The sequence below is a fragment of the Mesorhizobium sp. B2-4-2 genome (assembly GCF_006442845.1).
In the GTDB taxonomy this organism is placed as follows: domain Bacteria; phylum Pseudomonadota; class Alphaproteobacteria; order Rhizobiales; family Rhizobiaceae; genus Mesorhizobium.
In genome coordinates this window covers 117,840-130,000 of sequence record NZ_VFVM01000011.1, presented here as the reverse complement: position 1 = coordinate 130,000, position 12,161 = coordinate 117,840, and the positions used below count along the sequence as shown (strand labels likewise).

9 protein-coding genes (1 of these 9 only partly in view) are annotated in these 12,161 nt (G+C 63.7%); 2 read left to right on the top strand and 7 right to left on the bottom strand.

All coding sequences use genetic code 11. The annotated features are described in order from the left end of the window. Positions 1–1,476, top strand: partial view of a M23 family metallopeptidase gene (locus FJ942_RS23000; RefSeq protein ID WP_181168324.1) — the 3' portion only. The gene continues 495 nt to the left of window position 1, outside the view; the window shows 1,476 of its 1,971 coding nt (coding positions 496–1,971); its start codon lies beyond the left edge, outside the window; the stop codon is at positions 1,474–1,476. Positions 1,477–1,493: 17 nt separating this feature from the next. On the opposite strand, the gene FJ942_RS22995 is transcribed toward FJ942_RS23000, so the two are convergent. Continuing rightward, on the bottom strand, positions 1,494–3,047 hold the full coding sequence (locus FJ942_RS22995) for an MFS transporter (RefSeq protein WP_140584072.1): 1,554 nt from the start codon (positions 3,045–3,047) through the stop codon (positions 1,494–1,496). A 184-nt stretch (positions 3,048–3,231) separates the two neighbouring features. Between FJ942_RS22995 and FJ942_RS22990 the strand changes: the two genes are divergently transcribed. Beyond that, entirely contained in the window at positions 3,232–3,864 is a 633-nt protein-coding gene (locus FJ942_RS22990; protein WP_140513832.1) for a TMEM175 family protein, read from the top strand. 113 nt (positions 3,865–3,977) lie between these two features. Here the strand turns inward: FJ942_RS22990 and FJ942_RS22985 are convergent, their stop codons facing one another. From FJ942_RS22985 to prfA, 6 genes are all read right to left on the bottom strand, one after another. Beyond that, complete coding sequence (locus FJ942_RS22985; protein ID WP_140558176.1) at positions 3,978–5,468, bottom strand: L,D-transpeptidase family protein; 1,491 nt, start codon at positions 5,466–5,468, stop codon at positions 3,978–3,980. Positions 5,469–5,724: 256 nt separating this feature from the next. After that, a complete protein-coding gene (locus FJ942_RS22980; RefSeq protein WP_140565948.1) occupies positions 5,725–6,084 on the bottom strand; it encodes an MmcQ/YjbR family DNA-binding protein in 360 nt (119 codons plus the stop codon). A gap of 61 nt (positions 6,085–6,145) precedes the next feature. After that, positions 6,146–8,752, bottom strand: a complete 2,607-nt coding sequence (gene clpB, locus FJ942_RS22975) for an ATP-dependent chaperone ClpB (RefSeq protein ID WP_140565946.1) — start codon at positions 8,750–8,752, stop codon at positions 6,146–6,148. 218 nt (positions 8,753–8,970) lie between these two features. Next, positions 8,971–9,912, bottom strand: coding sequence for a DUF4167 domain-containing protein (locus tag FJ942_RS22970; protein WP_140565943.1), 942 nt, complete (start codon positions 9,910–9,912; stop codon positions 8,971–8,973). Positions 9,913–10,216: 304 nt separating this feature from the next. Further along, positions 10,217–11,089 carry a peptide chain release factor N(5)-glutamine methyltransferase gene (prmC, locus tag FJ942_RS22965; RefSeq protein WP_140565939.1) on the bottom strand — a complete coding sequence of 291 codons (873 nt, stop codon included), beginning with the start codon at positions 11,087–11,089 and terminating at the stop codon, positions 10,217–10,219. Next, complete coding sequence (gene prfA, locus FJ942_RS22960) at positions 11,082–12,161, bottom strand: peptide chain release factor 1 (RefSeq protein WP_140500926.1); 1,080 nt, start codon at positions 12,159–12,161, stop codon at positions 11,082–11,084. The genes prmC and prfA overlap by 8 nt, the downstream gene beginning before the upstream one ends.

The following is a 12,161-nucleotide window of genomic DNA, read 5'->3' as shown; positions in this document are numbered from 1 at the left end:
GCCGCTGCGCCGGGCCAGATCTACGGCACCAAGGTCGAAAGCGAAATGAGCCTGAAGACCGTCGACTTCCCCATTGAAACGGCTTCCTTCGATGAAAAGAGCGACCTTTCCGCCGATGAGGTGGAAAAGGTAGTGCGCGAGGCCGGCACCGATCTCAGCGACGGCGCCGTCCAGGTCGCTTCGCTCCACTATGTCGACCCGCAGCGATTTGGCGAGGCCTTTGCCGAGAGCATGGCCGGCTCCTACGACGTCAGGATCGTGCCGGAGAACGTTTCGGTCGCGCCACGTGCCAACGCCGATGACCAGGCACCGGCCTTCGCCGAGGAAATCATCCCTTTCACCAAGGATCTCGCCATCACGGAAGCCTTCGCAGATTCGGGCTATACGGGCGAGGACGCCGCCGGCATGGCCGAGGCGATCACCAAGCTCTTGAACGCCCCGGCGCTCAAGGCTGGAACCGTGCTGCGTGTTGGTCTCGAGGTCCATGGCGACGCCGCCAAGGTCGTGCGCACCAGCGTCTACGATCGGACCCAGCATATCGTCACCATAGCGCTCGACGATCGCGGCCAGTATGTGCCGGCGCAGGAACCGGAGCCCAATCCGGAGTTGCTGACGGCGTTCGATGATTCGTCGGCGCCAGTGGTGGTGCGCGGCAACCTGCCCAACGTCTATGACGGCATCTACCGCGCCGCCTATTCCTACGGCATGTCCAAGGCCATGACGCAGCGGCTCATCAAGCTGTTGGCTTCCGATGTCGACTTCCAGTCCCGCCTCAATCCGGCCGACCGTCTCGAAGTGCTGTTCTCGCAGCCCGACGGCGACGACCAGACCTCGGACAATTCCGAACTGCTTTACGTCTCGGCGACCTTCGGCGGGCAGACGCGCAATTTCTACCGCTTCCAGATGCAGGACGGCAGCACGGATTATTTCGACGAGGACGGCTCGAGCGCCCAGCAGTTCCTGCTGCGCAATCCGTTGCCGGCCGGAAAGTTCCGCTCCGGCTTTGGCGCGCGCAGGCACCCGATCCTCGGCTATGTCCGCATGCATACCGGCGTCGACTGGGCAGCCCCCATCGGCACGCCGATCATCGCCGCGGGCAATGGCGTCATCGAGAAGGTCGGCTGGGCCGGCGGCTATGGCAAGCAGATCATCATTCGCCATGCCAACGGCTATGAGACCTCCTACAATCACCAGAGCGCTTTTGCCAAAGGCATCGAACCGGGCGTTCACGTCCGCCAAGGCCAGACCATCGGCTATCTCGGCCAGACCGGCCTCGCCACCGGCCCGCATCTTCACTACGAGCTGATCGTCAATGGCACCAAGGTCGATCCGATGCGCGTCCGCCTGCCCGTCGGCAAGGTGTTGAAGGGCGAGGACCTTGTCGCCTTCAAGCGTGAACGCGAGCGCATCGACGACCTGCTGAAGCAGGAAGACAGTGATTCGCTGAAGGTCGCGAGCGCCAAGATCGAAGGATAGTTCCTTCGATCCACCCGTCAGTCGCGAGGGTTTTCGGCGGGCCGGCGCCATGGCAATGATTCGCCTGAAATCGTCATCCAGGCGATGACAGCCGAAAGCAGGCAAAGCAGCGCCGTTACAAAGGAAACAGCCGAGAATGCGGCGTCGCTGGCGGCAAGCCGTGCGGCGTCGACAGCCGGGGCCAGTCCGGTCGTCGCCGGTTCACCGAACCCCGGCACGCCGGGCAAGGCGCTGCCATCCAGGGCCTTCGCGTAGACCCAGGCGGCAAGCGACCCCATAGCCGCAACCGCAATCAGGCCTCCTATGCGCGAGACGGCATTGTTGATACCGGAGGCCGCGCCCGTATCCTTGTCTTCCACCGCCGTCATGATCGCGGTCGACAGCGGCGACACCACCAGCGCCATGCCGAACCCCATCAGCGCCATCAGCGGAAATGTTCCGGTCCAGAAATTGTGGATACCGGCATGCGTCAACAAGCCAAGCCCGGCGAAGGCGAAGGCAACCACCAGACTGCCGCTGGCGATCGGAAAACGCGGTCCGATCCGGTCGGACCACTGGCCGACAGGCCCAGACAGCAGTGCGATCAATGCAGACAGCGGCAGGAAGATGAAGCCGACCTCGGCCGTGCTCAGCCCCCAGCCGGCGATCAAAAGCATGGGCAGGTAGAAAAGATTGGCCGACAGCGCGAAATAGAGGAAGAAGGTCGCGAGATTGGCGCCGGCGAAGGCGCCGATGCGAAACAGATTGAGATCGATCATCGGCTCGCGCTGCCGGCGCTCGTAGAAAATGAAGACGAAAAGCAGGACCACGCCGGCAACGATTGCCGAACCCGACATGAATCCGGCAGCCTCCGCGTTCATCGCCGTCAGCCCGTAGGCCAGCAACCCGAAGGCCAGTGTCGCCAGCGCCGCGCCGCCAAGATCGAGGCTGCGCTTTTCGGTCGGCCGATCCGCCGGGATCTTGGCGAGCAGCAGGTAGATCGAAACCAGCCCAAGCGGCAGGTTGATGGCAAATATCGCACGCCAGATTCCATTGCCGAGGGTCGACAGCACGAAACCGCCCAGCACCGGACCGAGTGCCGTGGTCAGCGCCGAAGCGGCGGCCCAGATGCCGATTGCGCGGCCGCGCTCCTTTTTCGGATAGGCCTTGGCGATGATGGCAAGGCTGCCCGGCACCATGATCGCAGCGCCGACGCCCTGGATTGCACGAAACGCGATCAGCACCGCCGGATTGGGCGCCAGCGCGCAGGCCAATGAAGCGGCGATGAACAGCGCGATGCCGGCGACGAAGGCGCGGCGCAGGCCGAAGCGGTCGCCCGCAGCACCGCCGGCGAGGATGAGCGCCGAAAGCGTCAGCGCGTAGGCATTGGATATCCACTGCGCTTGCGCCAGGCTGGCGCCGAGATCGACGCGGATTGCCGGCGTGGCGATGGCAAGGATCGAACCGTCGATGAAACCAAGCGCTGAAGCCAGGATCGCGGCGATCAGCACATAGCGCCGCTGCGACTGCGGGCAGAACGTACCGTTGGCGGTCGGCGGCGGGACGGCAGCGGCTTTGCTCGGTGCATGCATGCAACCTGCATAAACCCGCGGCGCGCCCGCAACAACCAGCCAGCGGTCCCGGTGGTTGAAACCAGCTGCGCAGCCACCTGGCCGCATTGGCAGGTGCCGGCCCACGCAGGTGCAAACAAGCGCCGGCATGCTAAGCTTTCACGCGGCATCGGACGGGAGCCGATCAGACAGGGGGAGAAAATCGATGAAGCGACCGCTCGAACCATCCCAGTCCGGGCTCCACCGCGTCGTCGGGCTGACCGACGGCGTCTTCGCCATCGCGCTGACCCTGATCGTTCTGGAGATTCGTGTGCCGACGCACGAGGCGATCCATTCCGAAGGCGATCTCCTCGACGCCGTCCTGGCGTTGGCGCCGCGCTTCCTGACCTATGCGCTTTCCTTCCTGACGCTGACCATCTTCTGGTTCGGCCAGCAGGCGCAGCATGGGTTGATCACCAGATCCGACAGGCGGCTGGCAACGCTCAATTTGTGCTTTCTCGCCTTTATCGCCCTGCTGCCGTTCTCGACCGATCTTCTGGCCGACTTCCTCGAATTCAGAACCGCGGTCGCCGTCTATTGGCTCAATCTGCTGATGCTCGGCGTCACCCTGATCGCCAGCTGGCGCTATGCGGAGAAAAATGGCCTTCTGGCGGATGATGTCGACGTCGAAACGAAACGCACGGTCTACCTGCGCATCGTCAAGGCGCAGCTTCTGTGGGCGGTCGGCGCCCTGCTCTGTCTGGTCACCCCGCTGCTCAGCGTCGGCTTCATTCTCATGGTGCAGCTGATTTATGCCGCGACACCGAGCGCGAAATGGTTGCGCAGGATAATCGGGTAGAGCAATTCCAGGAAAAACGTGGCGGTTTCCCGGGAAAAGCGCGCAGCGCTGGAGCGGCTCGGAAGTCCATCGAACACTGAACCGCTCTAACCAGCGACGAACGCCGCATCGTCTCAGTCGACGAATTCCACCGTCACACCGGGCGAAACCAGCTTGGCCAGTTCGCGGGCATCCCAATTGGTTAGTCGCACGCAACCATGGCTTTCGGTCTTGCCGATCTTCGAGGGATCCGGCGTGCCATGGATGCCGTAGGTCGGCTTGTCCAACGCGATCCACACCGAGCCGACAGGGCCATTCGGGCCGGGCGGAATGGTCAGGACCTTATTGTTCTCGCCCTGTTTGAAATTGATGTTGGGGTTGTAAGTGTAGTTCGGATCGAGCGCGACACGGGACACGGCATGAATGCCGGACGGCGACGGCGTGTCGGACGAGCCGATGGTGGCGGGATAGGCCGCGACCAGCTTGCCCGCCGTATCATAGGCAAAGACCTCTTTCTTGCCCTTGTCGGCGACGATACGAGCCACCGGCGACGACACCAGTCTGCCGAAATTGGCAACCTTGATGATCGTTCCGGGACGGTTGAAATTGGCCTCCGGGTTGAGCGCCTTGAGATAGTTCTCGTCCATGTGGAAGCGCTCGGCAAGCGCTTCCGTGACCGACGTATAGCCCATGCGGTCGAGCTGCGCCTTCTGGCTGTAATCTTCCGGGATCGACGCAACATAGGGACCGGCCGCATCCTCCGGCGTGATCGTGTAGTTGGCCAAGGCATCGCCGCCCGATTGTGCAAGGGCCGCCTGGATGCCGACGGCGTCGGTCGATCGCAGATTGCTGCCGGTGATCTGGTTGTAGGCAGCCAGCGCCTTGTCGACATTCGAACCGAAGCGCCCGTCGATGACGCCAGGCGAAGCGCCGCCGCGATCAAGCAGCACCTGCAGAGCCGCGACATCCTGGCGTGCTCCGAGCGAAAGCGACGGGTCGACCACAGTCTTGCCGCCTGCTTTCGGCGGTAATCCCGCTTCGTCTGCAGGCGCCGGCTGCGCGGCGGGAGCCGTGGGCTGGACCGGCTCTATCGAGGCCTCGTTCAGCGGCTGGCGCTTGACGGAGGGCGGCGTTGCCGGCTGGGGCGCTTCCGGATAGTTGTCGTCGTAGACGCCGTCGCCGCCGGGGGCCGGCGGGTAGGCCTCGACGGAATTGTCGCCATAGGGATCATATTCCTGGACGGGCGGCGCGATGACCCGGCCTTCGTCTTCCATCTGCCTGCGGCGGAAGCGTGCCATGTCTTCCGGATCGTCGAGATAGTAGCGGTCGTCGTCGGCGGGAACGCGGCCGAGTTCGCGCAGCCGTGTCTCGCGGCGCAGCGCGCGTCGGTCGAGCCTGGTCTGCGGCGGTTGGATGGCGACGACCTTGCCCGTGTCCGCATCGACGATGACGCGGTTGCCCCTGGCGTCGTAATAGATGTCGAGATTGCCGTCCTGGGCCAGCAGGATGCCGCCGTCAGCGGGGCGGACGACCCGCGGCGAAGCGTCCTCAGTCGGCGCGGCGAACGCGCTTGAAAACGCCAGTCCGGCCGCAAGTGCCGAAAGGGTGAAGATCGTCCGCAACATGGTGGGCAAACTCTCCGGTCCGTAATTGCCGTCGCAGGCGGCTTTCGCGCGTAGCGAATCCTTCGCCAGCGAACCACCGCCCGACCATAAGGTTCCAATATGAACCGGGCATGAAGATGGCGGTTTTCCGGCGCCTCGACGAATATCAGCTAAATGCATATCGTCCAAAAGCGGCCCGGTTTGGGGCGAACGACATGCATAGAACCAAGAGCTAAAGCGCGTCGCCTGAATCCGTCGAACGTGACGCGCTTTAGCCTCAGGCAAGTCCCAGTTCCCTTCGCGCCTGCTTCGTCAACTTCAGGGCGACAAGACGATGGCTCTCGCGCAGGTAGTCCTTCAGCGCGCCATCATCCATGCTCTTGCTTGTCTGGCGCTGGATCCATTTCATGCCGCGCGAGGCAAGATAGGGTGCGGGCCGCAAGCCCGGCTGCTCCTTCAGCACATCATAGGCAATGTCGGAACATTTGAAGGTGATGAAAGGGTCGCGGCCCTCGCTCCAGCCGCCGATCGCAAAGACCTTGGCGCCGACCTTCCAGACATGGGCGCCGCCCCACTGGACGACATGCGATGTGGCGGGCAGCGAGGCGCAGAAGCCGTTATAGTCGTCCAGCGTCATGCGTGCTCCTGCCGAAAGACGCGGAAAAGCCGCGCGCCCGTCCTGGGCGCGCGGCGTTCAATCATGCTGCCGCTTCGGTCGCGACGACCGTCGGCTTCGAACGGAAATTCAGCCGGTCGGAGCCGGCGGTCACCTTGACGGTCGAGCCGTGGAGAATCTCGCCGAGCAGGATCTTCTCAGCCAGCGGATCCTGCAAGTCTTTCTGCATCACCCGCTTTAACGGCCGCGCGCCATAGGCAGGGTCGTAACCCTTGGATGCCAGCCAGTCGATCGCCTCCTGGTCCAGCGACAGCGTGATCTTGCGGTCGACCAGCAGGTTCTCCAGCCGCTTGAGCTGGATTTCGACGATGCGGCCCATATCCTGCCGGCGCAGCCGATGGAACAGGATCACCTCGTCGACGCGGTTGAGGAACTCCGGCCGGAACGACGCCTTGACGACGTTCATCACTTCGTCGCGAACCTGGTCGACATCCTGGTCCTCGCGGAGATTGACCAGGTATTCGGCGCCGAGGTTCGACGTCATGATGATCAGCGTGTTGCGGAAGTCGACCGTGCGGCCCTGCCCATCGGTGAGCCGGCCGTCGTCGAGCACCTGCAGGAGCACGTTGAACACGTCGGGATGCGCTTTCTCGATCTCGTCGAACAGCACGACCTGATAGGGCCGGCGCCGCACCGCTTCGGTTAGCGCGCCGCCTTCCTCATAACCGACATAGCCGGGAGGCGCGCCGATCAATCGGGCAACCGAATGCTTCTCCATGAACTCCGACATGTCGATGCGCACCATCGCGCTCTCGTCGTCGAACAGGAAGTTCGCCAGCGCCTTGGTCAGTTCGGTCTTGCCAACGCCGGTCGGGCCGAGGAACATGAACGAGCCGATCGGCCGGTTCGGATCCTGCAGGCCGGCGCGAGCGCGCCGCACTGCCTTGGAAACAGCTTGCACCGCCTCGCCCTGGCCGACGACGCGCTTGCCGATCTCGTCTTCCATGCGCAACAGCTTGTCGCGCTCGCCTTCCAGCATCTTGTCGACCGGAATTCCGGTCCAGCGCGAGACGATGTGGGCGACATGATCGGGCGTGACCACTTCCTCGACCATGCCGGCCTTGCCGTCCTGGGCCTCGGCTTCCTTCAGCTTCTTTTCCAGTTCCGGGATCTTGCCATAGGCAAGCTCGCCGGCGCGCTGGAACTCGCCCTTGCGCTGGGCGATGGCCAGTTCGTTGCGCGCCTCGTCAAGCTGCTTCTTGAGGTCGGCGGCGAGCCCGAGCTTCTGCTTCTCGGCCTGCCACTTCGAGGTCATCTCGGTCGATTCCTCCTCGAGGCTGGCGAGGTCCTTCTCGAGCCGGGCAAGCCTGTCCTTCGAAGCTTCGTCCTTCTCGACCTTTAGCGCTTCGCGCTCGATCTTGAGCTGCATGATGCGGCGGTCGATCTCGTCCAGCGCTTCGGGCTTGGAATCGACCTGCATGCGAAGCCTCGAAGCGGCTTCGTCGACGAGGTCGATCGCCTTGTCCGGCAGGAACCGGTCGGCGATGTAGCGGTTGGACAGCGTCGCCGCCGCGACCAGCGCCGAATCGGAAATGCGCACCTTGTGGTGCTGTTCGTATTTCTCCTTCAGGCCGCGCAGGATCGAGACCGTGTCCTCCACCGTCGGCTCCTCGACGAAGACCGGCTGGAAGCGGCGGGCGAGTGCGGCATCCTTCTCCACATGCTTGCGGTATTCGTCGAGCGTGGTGGCGCCGACGCAGTGCAGTTCGCCGCGCGCCAGCGCCGGCTTCAGAAGGTTGGACGCGTCCATGGCGCCGTCCGCCTTGCCGGCGCCGACCAGGGTGTGCATCTCGTCGATGAACAGGATGATGCCACCAGCAGCGGCAGTGACCTCGGAAAGCACGGCCTTCAGCCGCTCCTCGAACTCACCGCGATATTTGGCGCCGGCGATCAGCGCGCCCATGTCGAGCGCCATCAGTTGCTTGTCCTTCAGCGATTCCGGCACGTCGCCATTGACGATGCGCAGCGCCAGGCCTTCGGCGATCGCCGTCTTGCCGACGCCCGGCTCGCCGATCAGCACCGGATTGTTCTTGGTGCGGCGCGACAGCACCTGGATGGTGCGGCGGATCTCGTCGTCGCGGCCGATGACCGGATCGAGCTTGCCGGCGCGGGCATCGGCGGTGAGATCGCGCGCGTATTTCTTCAGCGCGTCATAGCCCTGTTCGGCATTCGCCGAATCGGCGGTGCGGCCCTTGCGGACGTCGTTGATCACCTGGTTGAGCGCCTGCGCGGTGACGCCGGCCTTGGCCAGTATGTCTGATGTCTTGGCTGATTTCTCGACCGCCAGCGCCGTCAGTAGCCTTTCGACCGTGACGAAGCTGTCACCGGCCTTCTTGGCCAGTTCCTCGGCTGTCGAAAACACCTTGGCCAACGGCTGTGCCAGATAGAGCTGGCCGTTGCCGCCCTCCACCTTGGGCATCGCTTCGAGTGCCGTCTCGATGCCGAGCTTGACGTCGCGGACGCTGCCGCCGGCGCGCTCGATGAGCGACGCAGCCAGACCCTCGTCGTCATCGACGAGCACTTTCAGGATATGTTCGGGGGTGAATTGCTGGTGGTTGCGCGAGAGCGCCATCGTCTGCGCGGATTGGATGAAGCCGCGCACGCGCTCCGAGTATTTCTCAAGATTCATACCTGTCTCCTTCCATCACCGGCCCGCTTTGCGGCACCGGATCAGATTGCGGTGACGGACCCGCCCGTGAGAGCCGGGTCCAGTTGAGGCTGATATGGTGCGCTATCCGCGAACCCTCAAGACGTCTTGATGTCTGCGAAGGCATAATATTCCACGGCCGCGCAAACGAAAACGGCGGAGATTTCTCTCCGCCGTTCAACGTATCGAGGCGTCGCCGCTCAGTTGTCGATGTCGGCGATCGCGGGGTCGGCGTTGCCATTGTCGGCCGGGGCGGCCGCCACCTCGCCAGCGTCGGCATTGTCGTTGCCGCTGGTGATCTGGTCGGCATTGCCGCGCGGGCGGCGCGGACGCCTCGGACGACGGCTGGGACTAGTCTCCGCGGCCGTCTCATTGAGTTCGGCCTGGGCAGCGAGCCCGGCCGGCGACAGGTTCTCGAACAGTGGCGCCGCCTGCTCGACCGGCGCGACGGATTCGGCTGGCGTGACGGCCTCGGCCTGTTCGGCCGTCTCGTTGCGCTGCTGCTGGGCACCCTGCTCGGCGGACGAACCATAATCGCCGCGCTGACTGTTCTGGCCATAGCCGCCATTGGGGCGGCGGTCGCGATGGCGTCCGCCATTATTGTCGCGGCCGCCACTGTTGCGCCCGCCATTATTATCACGATCGCGATTATCACGATCGCGGCCGTTTTCCCGGTTCAGCGCGACTTCGGCCGGCATGCCTTCGATAACCGGCTGCGGACCCGCGCCGTGATTGATCACCGGAACCGGCGCATCCGCAACGTTGTTGCCGGCGTTGCCGGCATTGTCGAACTCGTCGCGATCCTCATCGCCATCATCGTCGAATTCGTCGCGATTCTGCTGGACGTTCTGGATCGGCATCTGCGCCTGCGCGGCCGCAATGATGCGATTATAGTGCTCGGCGTGCTGGAGATAGTTCTCCGCCATCACCCGGTCGCCGGAGCTTTGCGCATCACGGGCAAGGGTGGCGTACTTTTCAGCGATCTGCTGAGCAGACCCACGGATCTTCACGTCCGGGCCGTTGCTCTCGTAGTTGCGCGTCAGGGGATTTGGCCCCTTGCGGTTGTTGTTATTGTTGTTGTTGCCGCCGCCGCCATTGTTGTTGCGACCGCGCATGCGCCTGTTCTGCTGTTGTGGCCTCATTCGACTCTCTTCATATTGAAATTTTCGAAAACTCTTCACGAACGGTGGCGCTCATGCAGCCAGCCGTTTCGTTTCTTCACCGGCGTTCGCCCGCATCAATTGCGTTGGCGCCACGTGCCATCCTGTTCCGGTTACATCACTTGCCGGACGATTCCCGCACGAAGCTTGGGCGTCGTTTGCGCAAGAAGGCAGCTATTTCCAAGGAAAACCGAATCGCTAAGAGCACTGCCTGCTTCGTCTCATCCGGTTAACGCGACCCTAGCCGCATTCCCCGGCATTGCCAAGCGGTTTTTTTCGCACTGCGTCAAGGCTTTCCCCGTTGAAAGACAAGAACCCTGTCGTTTCCGCCGAGGTCGCCAAACGCACCAGCGACCGCATAGCCGGACGAGCGAAATATAGCGGTGACCTCGATGTGCTGTGTGTAGCCGATCTCGACCGCAATCCTGCTTCCGGCTTCTAGAAACTTAGCCGCCTCAGCGGCGATGACCCTGTAAGGGGCCAACCCATCCGCGCCGCCATCCAGGGCCAGGCGCGGGTCGAAATCGCGGACTTCATCCTGCAGATTTCCGATGTCTTCCGATCGTATATAGGGAGGGTTTGCGACAATTACATGGTATCGACCAGAAACTTTTTCAAACCAGTCGGACAGCAGCGCCGTGAACCGGTCGCCAAGCCCCAATTTCGCGGCATTGCGCGTTGCCGTCCTCAACGCCCCTTCCGAGAGGTCTACCCCGGTGGCAATCGCTGCCGGCACGGCGCTGAGCAGCGCCAGCGCGATGGCTCCGCTGCCGGTTCCCAGATCGAGGATGCGGCACTCGCCCTCGCGCATGACGGTTGCCCTGACAAAGGGCAGTATGGCCTCGACCAGCGTTTCGGTGTCGGGCCGCGGCTCGAGCGTTTCCGGCGACAGCGACAGCCGCAACCCGTAGAACTCCCGATAGCCCAGGATGCGGTGCACGGGCTCGCCGCCCGCGCGGCGCCTCAAGGCGCGGTCGATCTGGACAAGAGCGGCGGCATCGACCGCATGTTCGGGATCGGCAATGGCCTGCGTGCGGGTCGTACCTGAAAAGTGCTCCACGATCAGTCTTGCATCGAGCGCGGGATCATCGACCGCGGCCAGGCGCGCTCGCGCTGCCCGCAGCAGCGGCCCCAGCGCCTGGGGCAAAGGATCAGCCATCAAGACCGATATCGGCGAGCAGCTTCGACTGGTGATCGGCGATCAGAGCGTCGATGACTTCGTCGAGTTCGCCCATCATCACCCGGTCGAGCTTGTAGAGCGTCAGGTTGATGCGATGATCGGTGACGCGGCCTTGCGGAAAATTGTAGGTGCGGATGCGTTCCGAGCGGTCGCCGGAGCCGACCTGCGACTTGCGCGATTCCGAGCGCTCCTCATCGGCCTTGCTGCGTTCCAGGTCGTAGAGCCGGGCCCGCAGGATCTGCATGGCCTTGGCCCGGTTCTGGTGCTGCGATTTCTCCGCCTGCACCACCATGATGCCGGTCGGCAAATGGGTGATGCGCACTGCCGAATCGGTGGTGTTGACGTGCTGGCCGCCCGAGCCCGACGCGCGCATCGTGTCGATGCGGATGTCTTCGGCCCGGATGTCGATGTCGACTTCCTCCGCCTCCGGCAGCACGGCTACCGTCGCCGCCGAGGTGTGAATGCGTCCGCTGGCCTCGGTCGCGGGCACGCGCTGCACCCGGTGGACGCCGGACTCGAATTTCAGATGCGCGAAAACCCCCTTGCCGGAAACCGTGGCGATGATTTCCTTATAGCCGCCGGCATCGCCCTCGCTGGCCGATACCGTCTCGAACCGCCAGCCGCGCGAAGCGGCATAGCGCTCATACATGCGAAACAGGTCGCCGGCGAACAATGCTGCCTCGTCGCCGCCGGTGCCGGCGCGGATTTCCAGGATGGCGTTCTTGTCGTCGGCCGCATCCCTGGGCAAGAGCAGGATCTGGATGTCCTTCTGCAACGCTTCGATGCGCTCATCGACCTCTGGCAGGTCGGCCTCGGCGAGCGCCCGCATCTCGGCATCGGTGCCCTTGTCGGCGAGCATCGCCTCGAGATCGGCCTGCTCCTGCTCGGCCGAGCGCAAGGCTCTGACCTTGGCAACCATCTCCTGGAGCTCGGCATATTCCGATGCCATCTTAACATAGGCATCCGGCGCCGGGCCGGCCGACATCTGCGCTTCCAGCATTTCGAAACGCTTGACGACTTGATCCATGCGGTCGCGGGGAAGGGAGATCAT

Bases quoted from the DNA above. Each gene is read 5' to 3' on its own strand.
- FJ942_RS22995 (WP_140584072.1), bottom strand. From the start codon at position 3,047: ATGCATGCACCGAGCAAAGCCGCTGCCGTCCCGCCGCCGACCGCCAAC.
- FJ942_RS22990 (WP_140513832.1), top strand. From the start codon at position 3,232: ATGAAGCGACCGCTCGAACCATCCCAGTCCGGGCTCCACCGCGTCGTC.
- FJ942_RS22985 (WP_140558176.1), bottom strand. From the start codon at position 5,468: ATGTTGCGGACGATCTTCACCCTTTCGGCACTTGCGGCCGGACTGGCG.
- FJ942_RS22980 (WP_140565948.1), bottom strand. From the start codon at position 6,084: ATGACGCTGGACGACTATAACGGCTTCTGCGCCTCGCTGCCCGCCACA.
- clpB (WP_140565946.1), bottom strand. From the start codon at position 8,752: ATGAATCTTGAGAAATACTCGGAGCGCGTGCGCGGCTTCATCCAATCC.
- FJ942_RS22970 (WP_140565943.1), bottom strand. From the start codon at position 9,912: ATGAGGCCACAACAGCAGAACAGGCGCATGCGCGGTCGCAACAACAAT.
- prmC (WP_140565939.1), bottom strand. From the start codon at position 11,089: ATGGCTGATCCTTTGCCCCAGGCGCTGGGGCCGCTGCTGCGGGCAGCG.
- prfA (WP_140500926.1), bottom strand. From the start codon at position 12,161: ATGATCTCCCTTCCCCGCGACCGCATGGATCAAGTCGTCAAGCGTTTC.